The organism is Enterobacter sp. Crenshaw, assembly GCF_024734705.1.
GTDB lineage: Bacteria > Pseudomonadota > Gammaproteobacteria > Enterobacterales > Enterobacteriaceae > Enterobacter > Enterobacter asburiae_B.
In genome coordinates this window covers 428,162-453,015 of record NZ_CP102932.1, presented here as the reverse complement: position 1 = coordinate 453,015, position 24,854 = coordinate 428,162, and the positions used below count along the sequence as shown (strand labels likewise).

Annotated in this window: 25 protein-coding genes; 9 read left to right on the top strand and 16 right to left on the bottom strand. The window is 56.5% G+C overall.

All coding sequences use genetic code 11. The features are described from left to right. The first annotated feature begins 9 nt into the window (after window positions 1–9). Both NWV12_RS02120 and NWV12_RS02115 read left to right on the top strand, forming a co-directional pair. Entirely contained in the window at window positions 10–834 is an 825-nt protein-coding gene (locus NWV12_RS02120; protein WP_048979094.1) for an AraC family transcriptional regulator, read from the top strand. 75 nt (window positions 835–909) lie between these two features. Beyond that, on the top strand, window positions 910–1,875 hold the full coding sequence (locus NWV12_RS02115; protein WP_048979093.1) for a DMT family transporter: 966 nt from the start codon (window positions 910–912) through the stop codon (window positions 1,873–1,875). Between the two features lie 87 nt (window positions 1,876–1,962). On the opposite strand, the gene NWV12_RS02110 is transcribed toward NWV12_RS02115, so the two are convergent. Next, entirely contained in the window at window positions 1,963–3,612 is a 1,650-nt protein-coding gene (locus NWV12_RS02110; RefSeq protein WP_045402276.1) for a methyl-accepting chemotaxis protein, read from the bottom strand. A 244-nt stretch (window positions 3,613–3,856) separates the two neighbouring features. On the opposite strand from NWV12_RS02110, the gene ytfE reads away from it, so the two are divergent. Beyond that, window positions 3,857–4,519, top strand: a complete 663-nt coding sequence (gene ytfE, locus NWV12_RS02105; RefSeq protein ID WP_048977312.1) for an iron-sulfur cluster repair protein YtfE — start codon at window positions 3,857–3,859, stop codon at window positions 4,517–4,519. A gap of 38 nt (window positions 4,520–4,557) precedes the next feature. Here the strand turns inward: ytfE and cycA are convergent, their stop codons facing one another. Next, window positions 4,558–5,967: a D-serine/D-alanine/glycine transporter gene (cycA, locus tag NWV12_RS02100; protein WP_048977313.1), complete on the bottom strand. Its 1,410-nt coding sequence runs from the start codon at window positions 5,965–5,967 to the stop codon at window positions 4,558–4,560. A gap of 311 nt (window positions 5,968–6,278) precedes the next feature. Continuing rightward, window positions 6,279–6,899, bottom strand: a complete 621-nt coding sequence (gene fklB, locus NWV12_RS02095; RefSeq protein WP_008502892.1) for an FKBP-type peptidyl-prolyl cis-trans isomerase — start codon at window positions 6,897–6,899, stop codon at window positions 6,279–6,281. Between the two features lie 233 nt (window positions 6,900–7,132). Here fklB and NWV12_RS02090 point away from each other — a divergent pair, with 233 nt between their 5' ends. After that, window positions 7,133–7,777, top strand: coding sequence for an OapA family protein (locus NWV12_RS02090; protein WP_048979092.1), 645 nt, complete (start codon window positions 7,133–7,135; stop codon window positions 7,775–7,777). A 67-nt stretch (window positions 7,778–7,844) separates the two neighbouring features. Here the strand turns inward: NWV12_RS02090 and rplI are convergent, their stop codons facing one another. From rplI to rpsF, 4 genes are read right to left on the bottom strand one after another with little or no spacing between them, the layout of a single operon-like run. After that, window positions 7,845–8,294, bottom strand: a complete 450-nt coding sequence (gene rplI, locus NWV12_RS02085) for a 50S ribosomal protein L9 (RefSeq protein ID WP_023310148.1) — start codon at window positions 8,292–8,294, stop codon at window positions 7,845–7,847. A 41-nt stretch (window positions 8,295–8,335) separates the two neighbouring features. Then, window positions 8,336–8,563, bottom strand: coding sequence for a 30S ribosomal protein S18 (gene rpsR / locus NWV12_RS02080; RefSeq protein WP_000135199.1), 228 nt, complete (start codon window positions 8,561–8,563; stop codon window positions 8,336–8,338). A gap of 4 nt (window positions 8,564–8,567) precedes the next feature. Further along, window positions 8,568–8,882 carry a primosomal replication protein N gene (gene priB / locus NWV12_RS02075; RefSeq protein WP_008502895.1) on the bottom strand — a complete coding sequence of 105 codons (315 nt, stop codon included), beginning with the start codon at window positions 8,880–8,882 and terminating at the stop codon, window positions 8,568–8,570. A 6-nt stretch (window positions 8,883–8,888) separates the two neighbouring features. Beyond that, entirely contained in the window at window positions 8,889–9,284 is a 396-nt protein-coding gene (gene rpsF / locus NWV12_RS02070) for a 30S ribosomal protein S6 (RefSeq protein WP_014068637.1), read from the bottom strand. 341 nt (window positions 9,285–9,625) lie between these two features. Here rpsF and yjfY point away from each other — a divergent pair, with 341 nt between their 5' ends. Then, the gene (gene yjfY, locus NWV12_RS02065; RefSeq protein ID WP_010427445.1) at window positions 9,626–9,901 is read left to right on the top strand and encodes a DUF1471 family protein YjfY; all 276 of its coding nucleotides are present in this window, start codon (window positions 9,626–9,628) and stop codon (window positions 9,899–9,901) included. Window positions 9,902–10,069: 168 nt separating this feature from the next. Here yjfY and yjfP read toward each other — a convergent pair whose 3' ends face one another. Then, window positions 10,070–10,792, bottom strand: a complete 723-nt coding sequence (yjfP, locus tag NWV12_RS02060) for an esterase (RefSeq protein ID WP_048979091.1) — start codon at window positions 10,790–10,792, stop codon at window positions 10,070–10,072. 137 nt (window positions 10,793–10,929) lie between these two features. Between yjfP and bsmA the strand changes: the two genes are divergently transcribed. The 3 genes from bsmA (at window position 10,930) to NWV12_RS02045 (ending at window position 13,787) form a co-directional block, all read left to right on the top strand. Continuing rightward, on the top strand, window positions 10,930–11,259 hold the full coding sequence (gene bsmA, locus NWV12_RS02055; protein WP_029740376.1) for a biofilm peroxide resistance protein BsmA: 330 nt from the start codon (window positions 10,930–10,932) through the stop codon (window positions 11,257–11,259). Between the two features lie 136 nt (window positions 11,260–11,395). After that, on the top strand, window positions 11,396–11,683 hold the full coding sequence (gene yjfN, locus NWV12_RS02050) for a DUF1471 family protease activator YjfN (protein WP_032665074.1): 288 nt from the start codon (window positions 11,396–11,398) through the stop codon (window positions 11,681–11,683). A 172-nt stretch (window positions 11,684–11,855) separates the two neighbouring features. Continuing rightward, window positions 11,856–13,787, top strand: a complete 1,932-nt coding sequence (locus tag NWV12_RS02045) for a methyl-accepting chemotaxis protein (protein WP_048979090.1) — start codon at window positions 11,856–11,858, stop codon at window positions 13,785–13,787. Here NWV12_RS02045 and NWV12_RS02040 read toward each other — a convergent pair. Continuing rightward, a complete protein-coding gene (locus tag NWV12_RS02040; RefSeq protein ID WP_101744426.1) occupies window positions 13,784–15,406 on the bottom strand; it encodes an isovaleryl-CoA dehydrogenase in 1,623 nt (540 codons plus the stop codon). The genes NWV12_RS02045 and NWV12_RS02040 overlap by 4 nt on opposite strands. A gap of 193 nt (window positions 15,407–15,599) precedes the next feature. On the opposite strand from NWV12_RS02040, the gene NWV12_RS02035 reads away from it, so the two are divergent. Further along, complete coding sequence (locus NWV12_RS02035) at window positions 15,600–16,874, top strand: MFS transporter (protein WP_101744425.1); 1,275 nt, start codon at window positions 15,600–15,602, stop codon at window positions 16,872–16,874. Between the two features lie 90 nt (window positions 16,875–16,964). Here NWV12_RS02035 and rlmB read toward each other — a convergent pair whose 3' ends face one another. From rlmB to hflK, 7 genes are all read right to left on the bottom strand, one after another. Then, window positions 16,965–17,699: a 23S rRNA (guanosine(2251)-2'-O)-methyltransferase RlmB gene (gene rlmB, locus NWV12_RS02030; protein WP_010427468.1), complete on the bottom strand. Its 735-nt coding sequence runs from the start codon at window positions 17,697–17,699 to the stop codon at window positions 16,965–16,967. A 66-nt stretch (window positions 17,700–17,765) separates the two neighbouring features. Beyond that, complete coding sequence (gene rnr / locus NWV12_RS02025; protein ID WP_048979087.1) at window positions 17,766–20,210, bottom strand: ribonuclease R; 2,445 nt, start codon at window positions 20,208–20,210, stop codon at window positions 17,766–17,768. 38 nt (window positions 20,211–20,248) lie between these two features. Continuing rightward, window positions 20,249–20,674 carry a nitric oxide-sensing transcriptional repressor NsrR gene (gene nsrR / locus NWV12_RS02020; protein ID WP_023334253.1) on the bottom strand — a complete coding sequence of 142 codons (426 nt, stop codon included), beginning with the start codon at window positions 20,672–20,674 and terminating at the stop codon, window positions 20,249–20,251. Between the two features lie 192 nt (window positions 20,675–20,866). Further along, the gene (locus NWV12_RS02015) at window positions 20,867–22,165 is read right to left on the bottom strand and encodes an adenylosuccinate synthase (protein ID WP_024907332.1); all 1,299 of its coding nucleotides are present in this window, start codon (window positions 22,163–22,165) and stop codon (window positions 20,867–20,869) included. A gap of 104 nt (window positions 22,166–22,269) precedes the next feature. Next, window positions 22,270–22,467, bottom strand: coding sequence for a DUF2065 domain-containing protein (locus NWV12_RS02010; RefSeq protein ID WP_003855996.1), 198 nt, complete (start codon window positions 22,465–22,467; stop codon window positions 22,270–22,272). A 71-nt stretch (window positions 22,468–22,538) separates the two neighbouring features. Next, a complete protein-coding gene (hflC, locus tag NWV12_RS02005; protein ID WP_023334250.1) occupies window positions 22,539–23,543 on the bottom strand; it encodes a protease modulator HflC in 1,005 nt (334 codons plus the stop codon). Window positions 23,544–23,545: 2 nt separating this feature from the next. Continuing rightward, a complete protein-coding gene (gene hflK / locus NWV12_RS02000) occupies window positions 23,546–24,805 on the bottom strand; it encodes an FtsH protease activity modulator HflK (protein WP_045402256.1) in 1,260 nt (419 codons plus the stop codon). Window positions 24,806–24,854 lie beyond the last annotated feature (49 nt).

Here is a 24,854-nt window from a genome sequence, read left to right as displayed (position 1 = left end):
AGGCTCAACGTGCAAGGCGTACCTGAACAGTTTAATGATGAAAGAGACAGCGCGCGCTTTCGCCATCTGGCGCAGCTGCCGGGCCTGGAGCTTTATCACGCGCATATTTCTGACTACGCCTTTGAGCCGCACACCCATGAAGCCTTCGGGATCGGCACGATTGAAACAGGTGCCGAACGCTTTCGCTATCGCGGTACCCAGCATCTCGCGGCGGAAAAATCCGTCGTCACCATGAACCCGGACGAGATCCATACCGGCGAATCCGCCACCGAAGGCGGCTGGCGCTACCGGATGGTCTATATCGAACCCGATCTGCTGGAAGAGGTGACCGGCCTCCGGCACTGGTGGTTTAGCGATGTCACGCGTCATGACCCGCTGCGCTCGCAGCAAATCGGCAGGCTGATTTACGGATTGTGGCATACGGACGAGCCGCTTGCGCAAAAAGGATTACTGCTGGATCTGATTGCGACCTTCCAGCCGCTGGCTCATCACGCGCCGGTGATTCAGGAAGGCGCGCACCGCTTCGAACGCGTGCGCGAGTACCTGCACGACAACTACATGCACTCCCTGACGCTGGACGAGCTGGCCAGCGTCGTTTCGCTCAGCCCGTACCACTTCCAGCGCCAGTTCAAAGCCCATTTTCACGTTACGCCGCACCAGATGCTGATGGCCATTCGCCTCTGGCGCGCTAAAGCGTTCCTCACCCACGGCATGCCCGCCGCCGAAGTGGCAGCCGCGACCGGGCTGACCGACCAATCCCATTTAACCCGCGCGTTTACCCGCCGCTACGGCATTACGCCCGTGCGCTACCAGAAGCAGGTCACCCGGCGCTAATGCGCAATCTCATACAATACGCACGCATTTTCCCCTCCTACACTGCATGCAGCGTAAATACCTGTGGATGGAAAAATGATTAGTGGAGTGTTGTATGCCCTGCTGGCCGGGATGATGTGGGGGCTTATTTTTGTCGGCCCGCTGATCGTGCCCGAGTATCCGGCAATACTGCAGTCGACCGGACGCTATCTGGCGCTCGGGCTGATTGCTCTGCCCCTGGCGTGGCTGGGACGCGCGCGCTTGCGTCAGCTCAGCCGTCAGGACTGGGGCACCGCGCTGGCGCTGACCATGATGGGCAATCTTATCTACTACGTTTGCCTTGCGAGTGCCATTCAGCGTACCGGTGCGCCGGTATCTACCATGATTATCGGCACGCTGCCGGTCGTCATCCCCGTCTTTGCTAACCTGCTCTACAGCCACCGCGATGGCAAACTGGCGTGGTCAAAAATGGTGCCGGCGCTGGTATGCACCGCCGTGGGGCTGGTATGCGTCAATATTGCCGAGCTGCGTCACGGGCAGGCGGATGTTGACCTGTGGCGTTACGGCTCTGGCATTGTGCTGGCGTTCATTTCCGTGGCGTGCTGGGCATGGTATGCCCTGCGCAACGCGCGCTGGCTGCGGGAGAACCCGGACAAGCACCCGATGATGTGGGCGACGGCGCAGGCGCTGGTCACGCTGCCCGTCTCGCTGGTGGGCTATGCCGGGGCGTGCATCTGGTTAGGCCATCAACAGCCAGACTTCGCCCAGCCCTTCGGGCCAAGACCCTGGGTGTTTATTGGCCTGATGGTTGCGATTGCGGTGCTGTGCTCATGGGTGGGCGCGCTGTGCTGGAACATTGCCAGCCAGAAGCTGCCGACGGTGATTTTAGGGCCGCTGATTGTCTTCGAAACCCTGGCCGGACTGCTTTATACCTTCCTGATGCGCCAGAGCGTGCCGCCGCTATTCACGGCCTGCGGGATCGCGCTGCTGGTGGTGGGAGTGGTGATGGCGGTAAGAGCGAAGCCGGAAAAACCGAGGGTCGTTCCGGCGTCGGAGGCGTGATTTTTGCCGGGTGGCGGCTCCGCCTTACCCGGCCTACAAGAAGCCGTTTCGTAGGCCGGGTAAGCGCCAGCGCCACCCGGCATGATGTTAAAACGTTTCCCAGTTCCCTTCAGACGCCGCCGCTACGGGCTGCGCTTTAGGTACATAGGTTTTCACCGGCGCCGCTTTGACCGCCTGGTTGCGGGTGATTTTGAACACCGCCACCGCTTCGTTCAGGCGTGCAGCCTGATCTTCCAGCGCCGCCGCCGCGGCCGCAGACTCTTCAACCAGCGAGGCGTTCTGCTGGGTCACGCGGTCCATCTCGGCTACCGCCTGGCCCACCTGGTCGATACCGCGGCTCTGCTCGTCAGAGGCCGAGGCAATTTCACCCATGATGTCCGTCACGCGGGTGACCGCATTGACGATCTCTGCCATCGTCTCCCCGGCTTCGTTAACCAGCTGGGAGCCCGCGTTCACGCGCTCGCCGGAATCATCGATCAGCGCTTTGATCTCTTTCGCCGCCTGGGCGCTGCGCTGGGCGAGAGTACGCACTTCTCCTGCCACCACCGCAAAACCACGGCCCTGCTCGCCTGCACGCGCCGCTTCCACCGCAGCGTTCAGCGCCAGGATGTTAGTCTGGAAGGCAATACCGTCGATTACGTTAGTAATTTGCGCGATTTTACTGGAGCTGGTGGCGATTTCGTCCATCGTACGCACCACGCCTTCAACCACGTTACCGCCCTTCTTCGCCGTAGAGGAGGCGTCCAGCGCCAGACGGGAAGCCTGACGCGCGTTATCGGCGTTCTGCTTCACGGTTGCCGTCAGCTGTTCCATGCTGGCTGCCGTCTCTTCCAGAGACGCGGCCTGCTGCTCGGTACGGGAAGAGAGGTCGTTGCTGCCGGCAGAAATTTCACCGGCACCGGTGTAGATGGTATCCGCACCTTCACGCACCACGCCCACGGTGTTCGCCAGCGAGGTCTGCATCTCCTGAACGTTGCGCGCCAGGATAGCCATTTCGTTCTTACCTTCAGCCTGAATCGGCTGGGTTAAATCCCCCGCCGCAATGGCGCGAATATGGTTAATCACCTCTTCCAGAGGCAGCAGCAGCACGCGGCGCATGGCTACCCAGCTGGAGATAATCACCACAATCACCAGCAGCATAACCGCAGAGAGGATCCACAGGATGCGCTTGTAGTCGCTTTCATTGTCCTGGATGCCTTTATCGGTGAGCGTTGCCTGCGCTTCACGCCATTCACGGTAAACCGCCTGCATCGCGGTCTGCTTTTGCTCCGCGTTCTGCTTGAACATGTCTTCCAGATTGCCCTGGCTCAGCAGAACGTTCATTTGCGTCAGCGTTGAGGAGTAAATGCGGTACTGCTCTTCCAGACGCTTGGCCAGGTTCTCGTCCAGGCCCGGCGTATTTGGCAAGGCATAGTATTTATCGTAATGGACCTGCGCATCGGCGAGCAGATTTTTCGCCGTGTTGACCAGCTCATTGAGCTGCCCACCGTTAATCTGAGAGGCCATGCTGCTTTGCAGACGCAGCATCCCGCGGTTCAGCGTCACGCGCGCCTGGTTCAGGCTGATCCACGCATCGGTAAACTCCGCCACGTTCTTGCTGGAGAGCTGCGACACGGTGAAATTGTCTTTATCGTTATTCAGCGCGTTGATAAAGATACCCGCGGAAATCACTTGCATGATGCCGAGCACAAGCAGCACCGAAATCAGAAGGGTAATGACTTTTATACGTTTAAACATGCGTTGCCTTTGTTATATGCAGGTTTGTCTGACGTGGATATATCGGCAGGCGCGGCGGGTTGTTTACTGTTTCTACACCTTTAAAAAGTTTCTAAACCACTTTCCTAAGTCCATTCAGAGAGTTAAACGGGGTATTTTTTTGTGATCTGCATCTCACTTTCCCCTTTCCCTCTAAAGGGTTATGGCGCTGACTTAAAGATGCATTTAATATGCATCTTATATTATTGATGACGAGGTAACTGCTATGGCCTTTCGCGACCAACCCCTTGGCGAGCTGGCGCTCTCCATTCCTCGCGCTTCTGCGCTGTTCCGTAAATACGATATGGATTACTGCTGCGGCGGTAAGCAAACCCTGGCGCGTGCGGCCTCACGCAAGGAGCTGGACGTTGAGGTGATTGAAGCAGAGCTGGCGCAGCTGGCCGGGCAGCCCGTCGACAAAGACTGGCGAACCGCCTCGCTCGCTGAAATCATCGACCATATCATCGTGCGATACCATGACCGTCACCGTGAACAGCTGCCGGAACTGATCCTGCAGGCGACCAAAGTTGAGCGCGTTCATGCCGACAAACCTTCCGTACCGCGCGGTCTGGCGAAATACCTGACCCTGCTTCATGAAGAGCTTTCCAGCCACATGATGAAAGAAGAGCAGATCCTCTTCCCGATGATTAAACAGGGAATGGGAAGCCAGGCGATGGGGCCTATCAGCGTAATGGAAAGCGAACACGATGACGCGGGTGAACTGCTGGAAGTAATCAAACACACCACCCACAACGTCACGCCGCCGCCAGAAGCGTGCACAACGTGGAAAGCGATGTACAACGGCATTAACGAGATGATTGACGACCTGATGGAACACATCAGTCTTGAGAACAACGTTCTGTTCCCGAGGGCATTAGCTGGGGAATAGAAAAACTAAAAACGGCAACCGAAGTTGCCGTTTTGCTTTTACCTTACGCCTGCCATACGTTTCTTACCGATAAACACCCAGCCCAGCCCCAGCGCGATAAACCACAGCGGCGTGACGATGAGTGCCTGACGGGTATCATCTTCCAGCGTCAGCAGAACCAGCACGAAGACGAAGAAAGCCATGCACACCCAGCACATCAGCTTGCCCAGCGGCATCTTGTAGATCGATTTTTCATGCAGGTGCGGGCGCTGCTTGCGGTACACCAGGTATGAACAGAGGATGATGGTCCAGACGAACATAAACAGGATCGCTGAGACCGTGGTGATCATGGTGAACGCGCCAATCACGCTTGGGTTCACGTAGAGCATCACCACGCCGCCCAGCAGGCACATGCAGGAGAAGGTCAACCCTTTTGCCGGTACCGCGCGCTTCGACAGCTTGGCGAACGCGCTCGGCGCCACGCCTTCCTGCGCCAGACCAAACAGCATACGGCTGGTGGAGAATACGCCGCTGTTGGCAGACGAGGCAGCAGAGGTCAGCACCACGAAGTTAATCAGGCTCGCGGCAGCAGGCAGGCCTACCAGCACGAACAGCTCAACGAACGGGCTCTTGGTTGGCACCACGGAGCTCCACGGCGTCACGGACATAATGACGATCAGCGCGAAGACGTAGAACATGATGATACGCAGCGGAATAGAGTTAATCGCGCGCGGGAGAGACTTCTCGGGATCTTTGGTCTCCGCTGCCGTCGTGCCCACCAGCTCAATGCCCACGAAAGCAAAAACCGCGATCTGGAAGCCGGCAAAGAAGCCGCTAATGCCTTTCGGGAACCAGCCGCCGTCATTCCACAGATGGGTAAACGACGCCTGAACGCCCGTTGGCGACTGGAAGTGGGTGAGCACCATCACCAGACCCACGACGATAAGCCCGACAATCGCCACGATTTTGATCATCGCGAACCAGAACTCCATCTCACCGAACATTTTAACGGTGGCGAGGTTCAGGCTCAGCAGCAGAACAATGACCGCCAGCGAGGCGACCCAGTCCGACAGCCCCGGGAACCAGAACTGCGCGTAGGCGGTAATCGCCACGACGTCCGCCATACCGGTGACGACCCAGCAGAACCAGTAGGTCCAGCCGGTGAAATAGCCCGCCCACGGCCCGAGCAGGTCAGAAGCGAAGTCGCTAAAGGATTTGTATTCGAGGTTCGAGAGCAGCAGTTCACCCATTGCACGCATCACGAAGAACAGCATAAAACCGATGATCATATAAACGAATATGATCGACGGCCCGGCGAGACTGATGGTTTTGCCTGATCCCATAAACAGCCCGGTACCGATGGCACCCCCAATCGCAATGAGCTGAATATGACGGTTAGTGAGATTGCGCCGTAGCGACTGTTCAGACGACGCCTCTTCGTCGGCGACGACTTTGACCTGATCTACCATGTGATATTTTCCTGTTTATGCCTGTCTGTGTTGTTAAGGCTCTTCTGGCCTTTAAATACGTCAAAAGATGACGTTCCCTTGTAAGGGCTAATCGATATTAGGTAAGAATCGGCGGGATGAATACTATGATTTAGATATTATGTTAATAATATGTTGAAAGTGAGTGTCATATCACTCATACAGCGCGAAACAGCTCACAAAAATACACGCAACAGTTTCGTTTGCAAGATAAAATGTTGATAGCACCGTAACTATAGGTTTTTACACTATTTTCCTCTCCCCAACCGGGGAGAGGAAATAAGAAAAGTCGATTACAGAATTTCCAGCAGCTCGACTTCAAAGACCAGGGTGCTGAATGGCGGGATGGACGCGCCAGCGCCGCGCTCGCCGTAGGCCAGGTTATGCGGGATAGTCAGTTCCCATTTGGAACCGACCGGCATCAGGGTCAGAGCTTCGATCCAGCCTGCGATCACGCCGTTGACCGGGAATTCAGCCGGTTCGCCGCGCGCCACGGAGCTGTCGAACACGGTACCGTCGATCAGTTTACCGGTGTAATGCACGCGAACGTGGTCGGTACGCGCCGGGATTGCGCCGTCGCCCTGATTGATCACGCGGAACTGCAGACCAGACTCGGTGCTGTTCACGCCTTCACGCTCGCGGTTCTCTTCCAGATATTTCACACCTTCGGCTGCCATCTCTTCGAAGCGCGCGCGACGCACGGCGTCAGCACGTTCGTGGATTTCACGCAGCGCACGGTGCACAACGTCTACCGGAACGGCAGGCTGTTTGCCTTCCAGCGCGTCAGCGATACCCGCCACCAGCGCTTCTGGTAACAGACCTTCCAGGCCGGATTCGCTCAGCTGCTGTCCTACCTGCAAGCCGATACCGTAACTTGCCTGCGCTTCGATAGTGTCAAAAGTCGGGGTGGTCATGGGTTTTCCTTCCATCACATTTAAAGTAGCGGGCAGCATATCAGCCATGCCCTTATGGGTAAAACTTTGTCTGAAGTTAAGGTGACAAACCGCGACGAAACAGAAACAATAGAGATAACCAGGATTAATCCCGAACTGATGTCACGGATGTCGGGTTTACTACGCCGTTCAGGCAGTTAGCAAACTATACTTCGGGGCACAGGATAAAAAATACGCGGAGCAGGAGGAGTGCCATGCCCGGGCGATTTGAACTGAAACCTACCCTGGCGAAAATCTGGCAGGCGCCGGACAATTTTCGCATCATGGACCCGCTGCCTCCTCTGCATCGCAGAGGGATCATCATTGGCGCGCTGATGGTGATCGTGGGCTTCCTGCTTCCTTCCGGGGGCGATGATGTCGATACCGCACCCGTCGCCCGCAATGCTCAGCTGGATATTCAGTCGCAGACGCGGCCACAGCCTGACGCACAGCCGATGCAGACGCAGCTTGTGACCCCGTCTAACGATCCGGGTCAGGTCGCGCCGGTTGAGCCAGAGCCCATTCAGGATGAACAGCCGCAGGATCAAGCCGCCGCCCCGTCTCAGCCTCAGACGCAACAGCCTACCGGCATTGAGCAACAGTGGCGTTCCTATCGCGTAGAGCCGGGCAAAACGCTGGCACAGCTGTTCCGCGACCACAACCTGCCGCCAACCGACGTGTATGCCATGGCGAAGGTGGAAGGTGCGGGTAAGCCGCTCAGTAACCTGCAGAATGGACAGATGGTACAGGTTCGCCAGAATGCCAGCGGGGTGGTGACAGGGTTAACGATTGATACGGGAAGTGGACAACAGGTGCTGTTTACCCGCCAGCCAGACGGCAGTTTTATCAGGGCGCGTTAAGACCCGGATCTGTAAAAAGCAAAACGCCGGCACAAGGCCGGCGTTTCAACGTGAGCAGAGTAAAAAATTACTCAGCTACAACGTTAACAACCAGTTTAGCGAACACTTCGCTGTGAACCTGGAAGTCAACTTCGTGCTCACCAGTGGTACGCAGAACGCCGTTCGGCAGACGAACTTCGCTCTTAGCCACTTTAACGCCTGCTGCAGAAACTGCATCAGCGATGTCGCGGGTACCGATGGAACCGAACAGTTTACCTTCGTCGCCTGATTTAGACGCGATGGTAACGGTGCCCAGTGCGTTGATTGCTTCAGCGCGAGCGTTAGCAGCCGCCAGAACGTCAGCCAGTTTGGCTTCCAGTTCAGCGCGACGTGCTTCGAAAAACTCTACGTTTTTCTTGGTAGCTGGAACAGCTTTACCCTGTGGAACCAGGAAGTTACGTGCGTAACCCGCTTTAACGTTAACCTGATCACCCAGGCTGCCCAGGTTTGCTACTTTATCAAGCAGAATAACTTGCATTACCTTATCCTCTTAAAGTCGTATTAATGGACCGTGCCTGATTACTGATGACGATCAGTATACGGCAGCAGGGACAGGTAGCGAGCGCGTTTGATAGCGCGAGCCAGCTGACGCTGGTATTTTGCACGAGTACCGGTGATACGGCTTGGGACAATCTTACCGCTTTCGGTGATGTAGTTTTTCAGCGTTGCGATATCTTTATAGTCGATCTCTTGAACGCCTTCCGCGGTGAAACGGCAGAACTTGCGACGACGGAAATAACGTGCCATATGGCTAGTCTCCAGAATCTATCAAATCAATCTGCTCGGCATGCAGAACCATTTTGCTCAGGCCGTTCTTTGCCTTGTGGCAAGAGATGAACCCCTGAACGATTACTGCGCTACCGACCGTTAAACTGTGAGTAATGGCCTGGTTTTCGTGTCCGCTAATAATAACGGGCATTTGGCACCACGCCTGCCGGTGAAACCCGGCTTCCTCTTGCACAGAACGATGCTCAAGCACGAACTGGCAATGCGGAATTCCTGATGGACTGACCTTTCGAAGGGGAGCCCTGCATACGATGCCGGACAACGCCAGACGGTTGGTCATCAGAAATTACTCTTCAGAATCCCCAGCATCAGAATCATCTGCGGTTTCGTTTGCGAAATCATCGCGACGCTCACGGCGCTCGTCTTTCGCTTTAACCATCGGAGATGCTTCGGTAACTGCGTTTTTGGTACGCATAACCATGCTGCGGATAACGGCATCGTTGAAGCGGAAGGTAGTTTCCAGCTCATCGATCACTTCCTGCGGCGCTTCAACGTTCATCAGAACGTAGTGTGCTTTGTGCAGTTTGTTGATCGGGTAAGCCAGCTGACGGCGGCCCCAGTCTTCCAGACGGTGGATCGTACCTTCTGCACCAGTGATGGCAGCAGAGTAACGCTCGATCATACCCGGAACCTGTTCGCTCTGGTCAGGATGGACCATAAAAACGATTTCGTAATGACGCATCGAATTGCTCCTTACGGATTATTCAGCCTCCTGTCTGGGTCAGCCGAGGCCCGGGGAGGCAAGGAACGTGTTAAAGGTCGGCTGAAAAATTGACGCGTCATAATACTTGCGCGCCCCTGGAAACTCAAGCTGATTGCACAAATAATTCGCACAAAGCGCGAAGCGGGTCTAAGTGGGTGATTTAAAATTGGTCACACCCGGAAGCGTTGTTTTTTTGAACAACTGCATCAGAAATGGTCACGCATCCCCGCCGGATGAGTGATTACACTTTAATCAGAGATCGCCTGAATTAAAGAAGGAGCATCCCCCCTCTCGCAGCACGTAGTCGTGGAGCGCATATCATGAAAAAAATCGCATTAGCCATAATGGCGGCGCTTTTGCTCAGTGCAAACGCGATGGCAGCCATCAAGATAGACAGCCGACAGGCCAGAAACATGGATGATGTGCAAAGCTTGGGCGTAATTTACATCAATCATAATTTCGCCACGGAAAGTGAAGCAGATCAGGCATTAAACGAAGAAACCGATGCGCAGGGCGCAACCTATTATCACGTGATGTTAACCCGTGAGCCCGGCAGCAACGGCAACATGCACGCCAGTGCAGATATTTACCGATAACGCTTTAACGCTAGCACCAGGAAAGCCAACAACGAGAACATAGCCATAGTTGACGTTGCCCCCTGCCCGGGGGCTTTTTTTGTGAATGGCTCCGGAATACCACCGGTCAAATAGCCCCTCAAAGATCCTCCACAAGCGGGAAGATAAGGACATCAAAGTCCTGCGCGTTTACAGGTGCTGGCGGAAAAACGCCACCGTAGCGTCCAGCGCCGTTGACGTGATGCGGTGGCGGACGCCCGGTTCCCACAGGCAGGTCAGATTACCGTCCAGCCCTTCATTCATTAACGCCTGCTGCAGACGGAAGGTTCCCTCGGGCGGGACCACATCATCCGCGTCACCGTGCCACAGCAGCAGCGGGCGATCGGCCACGCGCGGCAATGCCCGGGTCACTTCCCACTCTGCCAGCGTCGCGGTCATTTCCGTTAAATCCTGAGGGGGGAAAAGGGTCTTCGCCAGCGAAGTAAAGTAGCCCGAGCCCATCAGACAGGCGACAGACTTCACTTCAGGATGATGCGTCATAATCCCCAGCGCCGTCATACCGCCCATCGATGCCCCGGCTACCGCCAGACGATTGTCGGCCACCAGCCCTGCCCCATAAAGCGCATCGCGCAGCCCGGCAAACTCGGTCAGACTCCCGTGCAGAATCTGCCAGAACTGACCCAGCCGCGCCTGTTCATTACCCGTAAAGCGTGCGCCGTGGTCGGGTGCATCTGGCATCACCACGCGAAAACCCGCCTGCGCAAGCGCTACCGCAAAATAACTATAAACCAGCTTCGATGAGGTAAACCCGTGATAAAAAACGACAACAGGCAGCGGTTTATCACGTTTACCCGCCGGCATCGCGTGTAAAATTTCATGGTCGCCGAGGTGGCGTATTTCAATTTCAATCATTGTCGACCCTGTGCGAATCTATGATTCATAATGTTGAGAACTGGGTTACGCTTTCGCGTCATTTTCATTCGAAATATACGTCCCAGATAACACTTCGGGAACATTCCCCCAAAACTAAATTCACAGCCAACTACACTATGGCTATCAGGAAACGAGATATGGTTATGCGCAGGTTTGCTGCTTTATTGCTGGTGTTTCTGCTGAGTGGCTGTAGCGCGCTGCAGGGAACACCGCAACCCGCTCCACCGGTCGCCGATCATCCACAGGAGATTCGTCGTAATCAGACGGAAGGATTACAACGAATGGGCACCATCTCCGCGCTGGTTCGCGGTTCTCCGGATGACGCAGAATCGGCAATAAAAGCACAGGCCGTCGCTGCCAAAGCAGATTATTACGTCATCATTATGATTGACGAAACCATCATAACGGGACAGTGGTATTCACAGGCCATTTTGTACCGTAAATAATGGTTTTCCTTTGAACGAGATTTACACTGCTTTGCGTCCATAGACATTTTCCTGTCCACAATAAACTCCAAGCCCGCGTTAATGGAAGGGAGTTTATTAGCGAAGGATTGCCCGGCGGATACCGGATATATGTGAAATGGAGCTGACGATGAAACGAACTCTTGCTTTGACCTCACTGTTGCTCTCAGCAGGCCTGCTGAGCACCACCGCGCAGTCAGCAGAATTCGCCAGTGCTGATTGTGTGACTGGCCTGAATGAAATTGGCCAGATCTCCGTGAATAATATCTCGGGGAGCCCGCAAGACGTTGAACGTGTCGTGGCATTAAAGGCCGATGAGCAGGGTGCTTCATGGTATCGCATCATCCAGATGCAGGAAGATAACCATATCGATCGCTGGCGGGTACAGGCCATTCTCTACGTGTAATCTCCTTCCTGATAAAAGCCACTTATTTTTAGTGGCTTTTCGTTTTTGCAAATTTTTTATCTTATATAAAACCAATAAAGAACAATTAAATAACATTTTGTTACATTAAAACAGTAAACGTAATCCCCGCTCTGCCGTTGAAGAACCATAACTTTTCAATGATGAGCAATTTATGATCAACTTTTTCCGCCGTGCGGGCCTGGGGTCGAAACTCTCGCTGCTAACTGGCGTCAGTGTCGCCACGCTGTTTCTGCTATTCACTTTTCTGCTCAGCCAAAAAGCCAGCCAGCAGCTTGAAGCCCTTGCGGTCGAAGATCTGCATAATCAGTCCACCGGCATGGTCGACATGGTGCAGATGTTTAATACCAGCCTGAGTGAAGAGGTTGAGAGCTATACCCGTCTGTTTACCACCTTTTTACCGCAGCCCCTGAACATTGATAATTCCCAACACCAGACGATTAACGGACTTAGCGTTCCGCTTCTGAAAGGCGGAGACACCGGGCTGCATGAAAATAACATCCTTTCGGACGAGTTCCTGAACCGTACGGGAGCCATTTCGACGCTGTTTGTACGCAGCGGTAACGACTTTGTGCGCGTAGCCACTTCCCTGCGCAAAGAGAATGGCGATCGGGCAATGGGTACCGTTCTGGATAACGCCAGCCCGGCCTTTGCTGCCGTCAACAAAGGTGAAGTCTACCGCGGCCTGGCGCTGCTTTTCGGCAAACGCTACATCACCCAGTACCAGCCCGTTAAAAACGCCGAAGGGCAGGTCATTGCGATCGTCTTTGTCGGGGTGGACATCACCCACTCCTGGAACGTCATGCGCGAGAAAATCCTCAACCGCCGCCTGGGCGAGAGCGGTCGCTTCTTCGTGCTGGATCGCAGCAACGGCAAAACGCGTGGGCAATACCTGTTCCACGCCAGCGAAGAGGGAAAACTGCCGAAATGGGACGGCGCGACGCAGCAACAGCTTCTGAGTGACAAACCCGGCACGCTGGAGCGTACAAGCGACGACGGCCGGACGCTGAAAATGGCCTATACCCCGCTGCCGGGCTGGAACTGGACTATCGTGGGCGAAGTGGATAAATCGGTGCTGCTCTCAAGCGTTACCGCCATGCGCGATCGCTTCCTGCTGGCCGGCGTAGTCTTGTCCATCCTTTTTGCTGGCCTGTTCGTGGTCATTATTCGCCGCGTGCTGACCCGACCGCTGCGCAACGTGATCCATCTTGCCCGTCAATATGCCGCAGGGGATCTCCGTTCCACCCTGCCCGTGACGCGTCAGGACGAAGTCGGCCAGCTGATCGATGCCATCAACGGCATCGGCGGCGGCCTGCAAAAAATTGTCCTGCAGGTCCGTGAGGCTGCAGGCGAGATCCATTTGGGCACCAACGCGCTGGCCGCCGACACTGGCGAGATTTCAGAGCAGATCAACAAGCAGGCCAGCAGCGTGGAGGAGACGTCCGCCAGCATGGAGCAGCTGGCCGCCACCGTGCAGCAAAATGCCGCCAACATGGAGCAAACGCAGCAGCTGGTGGGTGAAACCTCGCTCGCGGTCCATCAGGGCGGTGAGACGGTCACCCACGCGGTGTCGACCATGGACGACATTCGCGAAGCGTCAAAACGCATCGAAGACATCACGCGCGTGATCGAATCCATCGCTTTCCAGACCAATATTCTGGCGCTGAACGCGGCAGTGGAAGCGGCCCGCGCAGGCGAGCACGGAAAAGGGTTTGCGGTAGTCGCGCAGGAAGTTCGCGCGCTGGCGGGACGCAGCGCTAACGCGGTGAAGGAGATTGAGCAGCTGATTGGCGATACGCTCAGAAAAGTGAGTGAGGGTCATGCGCTGTCTGAACGGACGCGCCTGGCGATGGATGACATCATCATTCATATCGATAACATCAGCCAGCTGGTCACGGAGATTAACCATGCCTCACGCGAGCAGTCCGCCGGGATCGGCCAGGTGAACCTCGCCATGACCCATATTGGCGAAGCGTCGCATATCAATGCCGACCGCATCTCACGCAGCGAGCAAACCGCTCAAACGCTGCGCGAGAAGGGTTCACACCTGACTCAGCTGGTGAGCCTGTTCCAGCTAAAAGGCTAGCCAACTCTGCCCGTCGCACGCAGCAGCAGGTCGCTTTGTACCTGCTCGCTCATCAGCGTGCCGCCACGGGTGTCCAGCATCATGCGGCACCACGCCTGCGCCACCGGGGGCGATGCGTGCCGCAGCATCTGGCTTCCGGCACCCAGCAAGAAAAGCTGCTGCGCGATCTCCCGCCCCTGCGCCTCCTGCGGTTTACGCAGTTTTTGCTGAAGCTGTCGCCAGCTGCGGTCGAAGTGTCTGTCCTGCCCTTTCACCTGCGCAAACTCGTCGGCAAGCAGGTCGTGAATACCCGGCTGCTTCGCCAGCACGCGCAGAACGTCCAGGCACATAATATTTCCTGACCCTTCCCAGATGCTGTTCACCGGCATCTCGCGGTAAAGGCGGGGAAGTTCGCTCTCTTCGCAATATCCATTCCCACCCAGCACTTCCATCGCCTCAGCCACAAACGGGATGCCTGCTTTACAGACGCTAAATTTCGCGGCCGGGGTAAACAGCCGCGCCCAGGCGGCCTCTTGCGGATCGGCACGCTTGTCCCACGCCCGGGCCAGGCGGAACAGCAGCGCCGTTTGCCCCTCCAGCACCAGCGCCATCCGGCTTAATGCTTCCCGCATTAACGGCTGATCGATGAGGTTTTTGCCGAAGGTCTGACGCTGGTGGGCATGGTACAGCGCCACCGAGAGCGCCCGACGCATCAGTCCGTGGCTGCCCAGCGCGCAGTCAAATCGCGTCAGACCGCCCATTTTGAGGATCTGCCGTACCCCTTCGCCCTCTTCCCCCAGCAGCCAGCCGGAGGCATCAAGAAACTCCGCCTCGCTGCTGGCGTTGGAGCGGTTCCCTAGCTTGTCCTTGAGGCGCTCCAGCCGGACGGCGTTGCGCTGTCCGTCAGGCAAAAAGCGCGGCACAAAAAAGCAGGATAGCCCGCCCTTCGCCTGGGCCAGCACCAGATGCGCATCGCTTTGCGGGACGGAGAAAAACCATTTATGCCCCACCAGCCGGTAACTGCCGTCGCTGCATTTTTCCGCTTTGGTGGTGTTGCTAAGCACATCCGAGCCGCCCTGCTTTTCCGTCATCCCCATGCCAATCAGCAGGCCGCGCTTTTGCGCGCCAGGGGCAAGGTGCGGATCGTAGCGATCGCTGAGCAGCGGCGTCAGCCAGTCGTGAAATGCTTTGGGGAGCGCCTGCAGCAGCAGCGGCGTGGCGGCGAACGTCATGGTGACCGGGCAAAGCGTGCCCGCCTCCACCTGAGCATGAAGCACAAAGCGTGCGGCCCGAGCGACAAACGCCCCTTTACGCGCCTCCTCTTCCCACGCCAGGTTATGCACGCGGTTGGCGCAAAGCCCCTGCATCAGCAAGTGCCATGCCGGATGAAAACGCACGTCGTCCAGCCGCTCCCCGGTGGCGTCATAGCGTAGTAACTCCGGAGGATTAACGTTTGCCAGCCGGCCCAGCTCCAGCGACTCCGCGGTGCCTAACTGCTGTCCGATGCTGGCGAGCAGCTCAATATCCCACTCGGCCCCTTCACGCGCGACCGCATCGCGCAGGGCGCAGTCCGAGAGGAAAAGGTTGCTGTTGGAAAGCGGTGCAGGTTGATTGAAAACGGTATGGGTCTGCCAGTGCATGCTGTCTCCCTCCTTCAGTGGCAATGACGATAAGTATGGACAGACCGCGCGCACGCTGCATGGGAGGGGAGTCACACGTTCACGATCCCGCTGATATCATTCGTGAAATAGCTCACAGAACATAAGAATAAACTATTTCATGACTCCGCTTTTGTTGAATAATTTATTCTTACAACCTTAAGTGAGGATCGTTATGCAACCGGACGCGCACAAGCGAGCATTAATTGCAGGCTCCATTGGTAACTTTATCGAGTGGTATGAGTTTGCGGTCTACGGTTTTCTGGCGACCGTCATTGCGAAAAACTTCTTCCAGCTTGAAGGAGAGGCGGGGCTGACCAGCCTGATCCTCACCTACGCCTCGTTTGCCATCGCCTTCTTCTTCCGCCCGCTGGGTGCGGTGGTGTTTGGCCGCATCGGCGACCGGATTGGCCGTAAGCCGACGCTAATTATCGTGCTGGTGCTGATGACGCTCGCTACCGCCGCCATCGGCGTTGTGCCGGTCTACGCCAGCATCGGGATTGCCGCGCCGCTGATTATTACGCTGCTGCGCATCCTGCAGGGGCTGTTCGCGGGCGGCGAGTACGGCGGCGCGGTCTCGCTGATGACGGAGTTCGCCCCGCGCGGCAAGCGTGGGCTCTATGGCGCGTGGCAGTCCTTTACCGTGGCGCTGGGGCTGCTGGCGGGCGCAGGCATCGTGGCGCTGCTCTCCACCCTTCTCACGCCAGAGGCCCTGCACGACTGGGGCTGGCGCATTCCGTTCTTCCTGGCGCTGCCCATGGGCGTTGTGGCGCTGTGGCTTCGCGTCAGTATGGAAGAGACACCGAGCTTTGTGCAGCAGCAGGATAAACCGGCTGTCGCTCAGGCGGATACTGTCGCCACGCTCCGGGCCATCGTGATGGGGATTGGGCGCGTCATGGTCTGGTCTGCGGCGGGGTATACCTACCTGGTGATTATGCCGACCTATCTTCAGTCGGCGCTGCACACCGGGTTCAACCAGGCGCTGTTGATAGCGGTGATTTCAAATATTGGTTTTGCGCTGATCATCATTCCGTCGGGGATCCTGAGCGACCGGATAGGGCGCCGCACGGTGATGATTCTCGCCGCCGCGCTGCTGCTGATCCTCGCCCTGCCGCTGCTGAAAATTCTTCAGGCGGAGTCGAGCACGCTGGCGGTGAAGGCTGGTGTGGTACTGATTGCGGGCGGTCTGGTGGGCATGCTGGCGGGTCCGGGCCCGGCGATGCTGTCTGAGATGTTCCCAACGCGCGGGCGCTATACGGGGCTGGGGCTGGCCTACTCGTTGTCGAACGCGATCTTCTCGGGATGCGCAGGGTTAATCATTACCGGGCTGATTAAGCAGACGGGCAACCTGGATATTCCGGCGTATTACGTGATGGCGACGGCGGTAGTGAGTATTTTCGCGCTGATGACGCTGAGGAAGGACGACCATTTGCGGTCACTGGAGGAGTGAGGTTGTCACCGTCTGGAGCCCTCACCCAGCCCCTCTCCCACAGGGAGAGGGAGAAAACACAAAAGGCCGTCCTGTGGACGGCCTTGCTGTTTATTCTCCGCGCTGACGCACCGCTTCAAACAGGCAGATGCCCGTCGCAACGGAAACGTTCAGGGACGACACGCTGCCCGCCATCGGTATGCTGATCAGCTCGTCGCAGTGCTCGCGGGTGAGACGACGCATGCCTTCGCCTTCCGCACCCATCACCAGCGCCAGACGGCCGGTCATTTTGCTCTGGTACAGAGTATGATCCGCTTCACCGGCGGTACCGACGATCCAGATATTCTCTTCCTGCAGCAGACGCATAGTGCGCGCCAGGTTAGTCACGCGGATCAGCGGAACGTTTTCCGCCGCGCCGCAGGCCACCTTCTTCGCCGTCGCGTTCAGCTGCGCGGAGCGATCTTTCGGCACGATCACCGCATGCACGCCCGCCGCATCGGCGCTGCGCAGGCACGCGCCGAGGTTGTGCGGATCGGTAACGCCGTCGAGGATCAGGAAGAACGGGTTATCCAGCTCGGCAATCAGATCCGGCAGATCGTTTTCCTGATACTGACGACCCGGCTTCACGCGGGCAATGATCCCCTGGTGGACCGCGCCTTCGCTTTTCTCATCCAGGAACTGGCGATTCGCCAGCTGGATCACCACGCCCTGCGCTTCCAGGGCGTGGATCAGCGGCATCAGACGCTTATCTTCACGCCCTTTCAGAATAAACACTTCCTGAAAACGCTCCGGTGCGCGCTCGAGAAGGGCCTGCACCGCGTGGATGCCGTAAATCATTTCACTCATTGATGGTTCTCGTAATAAGTATTTCCCCTCCCCCCGCTGGGGAGAGGGTCAGGTTGAGGGGAGAATTTACTCCGCCTGCTTTTTCTTGGCCGCGCGCTTCGCTTTAGTGGCGGCAGCGATTTTCTGCGTTTTCGCGGAAGGTTTTTTCGCTGAACGGGCTTCTTTCTTTGCCGCCTTCGGCTTCTGTTTCTTCTCGCCGCGGAACGCGCTGTCCGGCTCGAAGTTTACCTTCTTGCCCGCCTGACGACGTTTACCGCCGCCCGGTTTACCGTTACCGGTTTTTTTCGCCCTTTCACGCTCGGTTTTACCGACGTTACGCGGCGCGCGCTCGCTGGAGATCAGGCTGAAGTCGATCTTACGGTCGTCCATATTCACGGCTTCGACCTTCACTTCCACACGGTCGCCCAGACGATAGGTCTGGCCGCCAGATTCGCCAATCAGGCGCTGGCCGACCTGGTCAAAGCGGTAGTAGTCGTTATCCAGGCTGGAGACGTGCACCAGACCGTCGATGAACAGTTCGTCCAGACGAACGAAGAAACCAAAGCCGGTCACGCTGGCAATCACGCCTTTAAAGACGTTACCGACCTGATCGAGCATAAAGTCACACTTCAGCCAGTCCGCCACGTCGCGTGTTGCTTCATCGGCACGACGTTCGGCCATGGAGCAGTGCTGACCCAGCTGCAGCATCTCTTCCATCGAATAGTGGTAGCCACCGGTTTCGGTGGTGTTCCCTTTATGGCCCTGCTCCTGCGCCAGCAGATACTTGATCGCACGGTGCAGAGAGAGGTCAGGATAACGACGGATCGGCGACGTAAAGTGGGCGTAAGACTGCAGCGCCAGGCCGAAGTGTCCGCGGTTTTCCGGATCGTAAATCGCCTGCTTCATAGAGCGTAACAGCATCGTCTGCAGCATTTCTGCGTCAGGACGGTCGCCAATAGACTCCAGCAGCTCAGCGTAATCGCGCGGCTCTGGCTTGTTGCCCCCGGGCAGTTCCAGACCCAGTTCAGCCAGCACGGAGCGGAACGACGTAATGGCTTCCGTGGTCGGCTTATCGTGAATACGGAAAAGCGCAGGCTCTTTGGCTTTCTCGACGAATCGTGCCGCCGAGATGTTCGCCAGGATCATACACTCTTCGATCAGCTTGTGCGCGTCGTTACGCTGGGTCTGCTCGATACGCTCAATGCGGCGTTCGGCGTTGAAGATGAATTTCGCTTCTTCGCTCTCAAACGAGATCCCTCCGCGCTCTTCGCGCGCCTGATCCAGCGTTTTGTAGAGGTTATGCAGCTCTTCGATGTGTTTGACCAGCGGCGCGTATTGTTCGCGCAGATCCTGGTCGCCCTGCAGCATATGCCAGACCTTGGTATAGGTCAGACGCGCATGCGAGCTCATCACCGCTTCGTAGAACTTATAGCCGGTTAAGCGCCCTTTGGTGGAGATGGTCATCTCGCAAACCATACAGAGACGGTCAACCTGCGGGTTCAGGGAGCACAGGCCGTTAGACAGCACTTCCGGCAGCATCGGCACGACCTGGGACGGGAAGTAGACCGACGTACCGCGGCTGCGGGCTTCGTTATCCAGCGGGGTGTGCGGACGGACGTAATAGCTTACGTCAGCGATAGCAACCCACAGACGCCAGCCACCACCGCGTTTTTTCTCACAGTATACGGCGTCATCAAAGTCGCGGGCGTCTTCACCGTCGATAGTGACCAGCGGCAGGGAGCGCAGATCCAAGCGGCCCACTTTGGATTCTTCCGGCACTTCTTCGCGCAGGCTTTCGATCTGCTCTTCAACCGCTTTCGGCCAGATGTACGGAATTTCATGGGTACGCAATGCCATATCAACGGCCATCGTGGTACCCATGTTGTCGCCAAGCACTTCGACGATTTTACCTACCGCTTTGGTGCGACGGGTTGGGCGCTGGGTGAGTTCAACCACCACCACAAAGCCCATGCGGGCGCCCATCACCTCTTCAGGTGGGATCAGAATGTCGAAGCTCAGACGGCTGTCGTCCGGCACCACGAAGCCTACGCCCGCGTCAGTAAAGTAGCGGCCGACGATCTGGCTGGTTTTTGGCACCAGAACGCGCACGACGCGCGCTTCGCGGCGGCCTTTACGGTCAGCGCCCAGCGGCTGCGCCAGGATCTGGTCGCCGTGGATGCACATTTTCATCTGTTCAGATGAGAGGTACAGATCGTCTTTACGGCCTTCCACGCGCAGGAAGCCGAAGCCATCGCGGTGACCAATGACGGTCCCTTTCAGCAGATCGAGGCGTTCTGGCAGCGCGTAGCACTGGCGGCGGGTAAAGACCAGCTGCCCGTCACGCTCCATCGCGCGCAGGCGGCGGCGAAGGGCTTCAATTTGCTCTTCACCTTCAATGTTTAATTCAACGGCAAGTTCTTCACGATTGGCGGGTTTTTCGCGTTTTGTTAAGTGTTCAATGATGAACTCGCGGCTGGGAATAGGATTCGCGTATTTTTCGGCTTCGCGTTCCTGGAAAGGATCATGTGACATGTCGGTTCCTCCGTTGTCAGCTCCGGTGGAAATTTTCTTCATTCCACCAGCAATAATTTATAAAGCGGTTGATTCTCTTCAACCAAATCGGCCAGCGTGTAGTTATCCAGTTCCATAAGAAAACTTTGCACGGCCTTTGAAAGCGCCTTTTTCAGGCGGCAAGCGGGCGTGATGTGGCAGAACTCGCTGCTGCAGTTCACCAGAGACAGCGGCTCCAGTTCACGTACCACATCGCCAACACGAATACTCTGTGCCGGTTTACCGAGACGGATCCCACCATTCTTCCCGCGGACGGCAGCAACGTATCCGGCACGACTAAGTTGATTGATTATTTTGACCATATGATTACGGGATACGCCGTAGACCTCTGTCACTTCAGAGATACTGGTCATCTTCCCCTCGGGTAACGACGCCATGTAAATCAGCGCACGTAAGCCGTAATCGGTGAAACTTGTTAACTGCACATCAACCTCAGGAAAAAGGGAAAACGCGGTCAAACCGCAGAGATATTCATTAATGATGATAAACCAGCCAGATAGTTAGCGGCTAATTTATTTGACAGACGGGGCGAAAAAGCGGAGATCCAGGAGCGGTCGCCGGATGGCGCTACGCTTATCCGGCCTACGGGTCACCCCGCAGGCCAGCATTCACGAAGATTATGCGTCGAACGGGTCGCGCAGGATCATCGTTTCAGTACGATCCGGGCCGGTAGAAATAATATCGATCGGCACTTCGGTCAGTTCTTCAATGCGCTTGATGTAATCCAGCGCCGCCTGCGGCAGGCCACTACGCTCTTTCACACCGAAAGTGGTCTCAGACCAGCCCGGCATGGTTTCGTAGATTGGCTCAATGCCTTCCCAGTCGTCAGCAGCCAGCGGAGTGGTGGTCACTTCGCGGCCATCTGGCATACGGTAGCCTACGCAGATTTTCACTTCTTTCAGGCCGTCCAGTACGTCCAGCTTGGTCAGGCAGAAGCCAGACAGGGAGTTGATCTGCACTGCGCGACGCACTGCAACCGCATCCAGCCAGCCGGTACGACGACGACGACCGGTGGTCGCGCCAAACTCGTTACCCTGCTTGCAGAGGAACTCGCCGGTTTCATCAAACAGCTCGGTCGGGAATGGACCCGCACCCACGCGAGTGGAGTACGCTTTGATGATGCCCAGTACGTAATCCACATAGCGTGGACCCAGGCCAGAGCCGGTCGCCACGCCACCTGCTGTGGTGTTAGAGGACGTTACGTACGGATAGGTACCGTGGTCGATGTCCAGCAGCGTACCCTGCGCACCTTCGAACATGACGAAATCGCCACGCTTGCGCGCCTGGTCCAGCAGATCGGACACATCAACAACCATACCGGTCAGAATGTCAGCGATCGCCATGACGTCATCCAGCACTTTCTGGTAGTCAACAGCGTCAGCTTTGTAGAAGTTCACCAGCTGGAAGTTGTGATATTCCATCACTTCTTTCAGTTTTTCAGCGAAGGTTGCTTTGTCGAAGAGGTCGCCCACGCGCAGACCGCGACGTGCAACTTTATCTTCGTAAGCCGGACCGATACCACGACCGGTGGTGCCGATCGCTTTCGCGCCGCGCGCTTTCTCACGCGCTACGTCCAGCGCCACGTGATAATCCAGGATCAGCGGGCAGGCTTCGGAGAGCAGCAGACGCTCACGAACAGGGATACCACGGTCTTCCAGACCTTTCATCTCTTTCATCAGAGCAGCAGGAGACAGCACAACGCCGTTACCGATGATGCTGGTGACGTTATCACGAAGAATGCCTGATGGAATAAGATGGAGGACGGTTTTTTCACCGTTGATTACGAGAGTATGGCCTGCGTTGTGACCGCCCTGGTAGCGTACAACATATTTAGCCCGTTCAGTCAGAAGATCAACAATCTTCCCTTTACCTTCGTCACCCCATTGGGTGCCCAGTACGACGACGTTGTTACCCATTTTTTTCAAAATCACCGTTTGCTTAAAAATGGATTCTACCATCGCTTTTTCAGATATACAGCACTTTTTGACCTCAAAATACGCCGATTGCGCCTACTTTTTGATCAGCCAATCGTTTTCCTCAACATGTAGTAGATCACGATGCCCGCAACCACAAGACCGCCGCCAAAACGACGCAAAATATTATCCGGCAGCTGACTCATCGTGGCGATCATTCGGCGCCAGGCGCGCGGATAAAGCATCGGTCCAAGACCTTCCAGCACAAGGACCAAAGCCAGTGCGAGCCAGATCGTTGAATTCATTTTTATTCCTTATAAAAGAAAACCACCGCTCCGTTGGGAGCGGTGGTTTGAATACTCAAACGGGCCTGAGTTTATCGCGTTGCGTTAGTCGGCGTCTTCATATAACGGAAGAAATCGCTGTCCGGGCTGAGCACCATCACATCCTGGTTGCTCTGGAAGCTATTCTCGTAAGCGCGCAGGCTACGGATAAAGGCGTAGAAGTCAGGATCCTGGCTGAAGGCATCCGCGAACAGCTTCGCCGCTTCGGCATCGCCTTCACCGCGCAGGATACGGCCCTGGCGCTCAGATTCCGCCAGCGTCTTGGTGACTTCGTAGTCCGCTGCAGCACGCAGCTTCTCAGCCTCTTCCTGGCCCTGTGAACGGTGACGACGGGCTACCGCTTCACGCTCGGCGCGCATACGGTTGTAAATCGCCTCGGACACTTCTACTGGCAGGTTGATCTGCTTGATACGCACGTCAACCACTTCGATACCCAGCGCAGCCATACTGTTCGGGTTGATCACCGGCACTTTACCGTTGGTCTCCGCCTGAACGCGTTCAGCCGCTTTGGCAATCGCATCATCTGCTGCCGGCGTTGAAACTTCATCTTCAGTGCCCGCTGTACCGGAGTTCAGCGCATCGCGAACTTCCAGGGTCAAACGACCACGGGAGTCGGTCACGATGTCTTTCACATCCAGACGACCAATCTCGGAACGCAGGCGGTCAGAGAACTTACGTTTCAGCAGCACTTCTGCCTGAGAAACGTCACCACCGCCCGTTGCCAGGAAGTAACGGCTGAAATCGCTGATGCGCCATTTGATATAGGAATCAACGATCAGGTCTTTCTTCTCTTTGGTCACGAAACGGTCGGCCTGGTTATCCATGGTCTGGATACGCGCATCAAGCGTTTTCACGGACTGAATAAACGGCACCTTGAAGTGCAGACCCGGCTCGTAAATCACCGGGCGTTTGTCGCCGTCACGCACGACGCTGCTGAACTGGAACTTAATCCCACGCTCGCCTTCTTTCACCACAAAGATCGAGGTATAAAGCGCGACCAGTACGATGACGATGATCGCAATAACTGACTTACGCATCCTTATTCCCCCTGACGCTGGTAGTCGTTACGCTGCGCGTTAGCACGGCGTTGGTCCATAATGTCACCATCGTTCGAAGAAGGCGTTGTGTTCGTGCTGGCGCTGCCTGTTGAGGCTGGCGGCAGACGCAGCAGGTTATTCGCTCCGCTGGTGTCGCCTTTCGCTGCTGGCGCAGAACCGCCTTTCAGCATCTGATCCAGCGGCAGAACCATCAGGTTCCCGCCTTTATTGTCGTTAACCAACACTTTGCGGGTATGGCTCAGCACTTTTTCCATGGTCTCGATATAGAGACGCTCACGGGTAATTTCCGGTGCCGCTTTATATTCCGGCAGGATCTTCGCAAAGCGAGCCACTTCACCCTGAGCTTCCAGGATGGTCTGCGTCTTATACGCGCGCGCTTCTTCCAGAATACGCTGCGCCTGACCGTTAGCGCGTGGCTGAACTTCGTTGGTGTACGCTTCTGCTTCACGGATGTACTGCTGTTCGTTTTCACGGGCAGCAATCGCATCGTCAAATGCGGCTTTCACCTCTTCTGGCGGACGCGCAGCCTGGAAGTTGACGTCCAGCAGGGTAATACCCATGTTGTACGGACGAATGGTCTCTTCCAGCTCGCGCTGGGTATCGCTACGAATAACGGTACGACCTTCGGTCAGAATACGGTCCATGGTGTATTTACCGATCACGCCACGCAGGGCGCTGTCGGTCGCCTGACGCAGGCTGTCATCAGCGCTGGTCACGCTAAACAGATAACGCTCAGGATCGGTCACGCGGTACTGCACGTTCATCTCAACGCGCACCACGTTTTCGTCAGAGGTCAGCATCACGCCAGAGGCGGCCAGTTCACGGACGGATTCCACGTTTACCGCGGTCACATCGTCAATGAAGGTCGGCTTCCAGTTCAGACCCGGCTCAACCAGATGGCTGAACTTACCGAAACGGGTGACTACGCCGCGTTCTGCTTCTTTAATGGTGTAGAACCCGCTGGCTGCCCAGATGATGACTACCGCAGCGGCCACGATGCCCACTACGCGGCCACCCATTGGCGGGCGCGAACTCTGAGTGGAATTGCCACCCGAGCCAGAACCTTTTCCTCCGCCAAGGCCACCAAGCTTCTTGCTCAGTTTGCGGAAGATATCATCCAGATCCGGCGGCCCCTGCTCGCGACCACCTTTGTTGCCATTTCCCTCAGAGTTGCCGCCAGGTTTGCTGCTTCCCCACGGGTCGCGGTCTTGTCCGTTATTACCGGGCTGATTCCACGCCATGTATATGCTCCATATTTGTTATGCAAGGGCGAATTATTCAGGCATCCCC

Coding starts and splice junctions, on each gene's coding strand:
- NWV12_RS02115 (WP_048979093.1), top strand. CDS start 910: ATGATTAGTGGAGTGTTGTATGCCCTGCTGGCCGGGATGATGTGGGGG.
- NWV12_RS02110 (WP_045402276.1), bottom strand. CDS start 3,612: ATGTTTAAACGTATAAAAGTCATTACCCTTCTGATTTCGGTGCTGCTT.
- ytfE (WP_048977312.1), top strand. CDS start 3,857: ATGGCCTTTCGCGACCAACCCCTTGGCGAGCTGGCGCTCTCCATTCCT.
- cycA (WP_048977313.1), bottom strand. CDS start 5,967: ATGGTAGATCAGGTCAAAGTCGTCGCCGACGAAGAGGCGTCGTCTGAA.
- fklB (WP_008502892.1), bottom strand. CDS start 6,899: ATGACCACCCCGACTTTTGACACTATCGAAGCGCAGGCAAGTTACGGT.
- NWV12_RS02090 (WP_048979092.1), top strand. CDS start 7,133: ATGCCCGGGCGATTTGAACTGAAACCTACCCTGGCGAAAATCTGGCAG.
- rplI (WP_023310148.1), bottom strand. CDS start 8,294: ATGCAAGTTATTCTGCTTGATAAAGTAGCAAACCTGGGCAGCCTGGGT.
- rpsR (WP_000135199.1), bottom strand. CDS start 8,563: ATGGCACGTTATTTCCGTCGTCGCAAGTTCTGCCGTTTCACCGCGGAA.
- priB (WP_008502895.1), bottom strand. CDS start 8,882: ATGACCAACCGTCTGGCGTTGTCCGGCATCGTATGCAGGGCTCCCCTT.
- rpsF (WP_014068637.1), bottom strand. CDS start 9,284: ATGCGTCATTACGAAATCGTTTTTATGGTCCATCCTGACCAGAGCGAA.
- yjfY (WP_010427445.1), top strand. CDS start 9,626: ATGAAAAAAATCGCATTAGCCATAATGGCGGCGCTTTTGCTCAGTGCA.
- yjfP (WP_048979091.1), bottom strand. CDS start 10,792: ATGATTGAAATTGAAATACGCCACCTCGGCGACCATGAAATTTTACAC.
- bsmA (WP_029740376.1), top strand. CDS start 10,930: ATGGCTATCAGGAAACGAGATATGGTTATGCGCAGGTTTGCTGCTTTA.
- yjfN (WP_032665074.1), top strand. CDS start 11,396: ATGGAGCTGACGATGAAACGAACTCTTGCTTTGACCTCACTGTTGCTC.
- NWV12_RS02045 (WP_048979090.1), top strand. CDS start 11,856: ATGATCAACTTTTTCCGCCGTGCGGGCCTGGGGTCGAAACTCTCGCTG.
- NWV12_RS02040 (WP_101744426.1), bottom strand. CDS start 15,406: ATGCACTGGCAGACCCATACCGTTTTCAATCAACCTGCACCGCTTTCC.
- NWV12_RS02035 (WP_101744425.1), top strand. CDS start 15,600: ATGCAACCGGACGCGCACAAGCGAGCATTAATTGCAGGCTCCATTGGT.
- rlmB (WP_010427468.1), bottom strand. CDS start 17,699: ATGAGTGAAATGATTTACGGCATCCACGCGGTGCAGGCCCTTCTCGAG.
- rnr (WP_048979087.1), bottom strand. CDS start 20,210: ATGTCACATGATCCTTTCCAGGAACGCGAAGCCGAAAAATACGCGAAT.
- NWV12_RS02015 (WP_024907332.1), bottom strand. CDS start 22,165: ATGGGTAACAACGTCGTCGTACTGGGCACCCAATGGGGTGACGAAGGT.
- NWV12_RS02010 (WP_003855996.1), bottom strand. CDS start 22,467: ATGAATTCAACGATCTGGCTCGCACTGGCTTTGGTCCTTGTGCTGGAA.
- hflC (WP_023334250.1), bottom strand. CDS start 23,543: ATGCGTAAGTCAGTTATTGCGATCATCGTCATCGTACTGGTCGCGCTT.
- hflK (WP_045402256.1), bottom strand. CDS start 24,805: ATGGCGTGGAATCAGCCCGGTAATAACGGACAAGACCGCGACCCGTGG.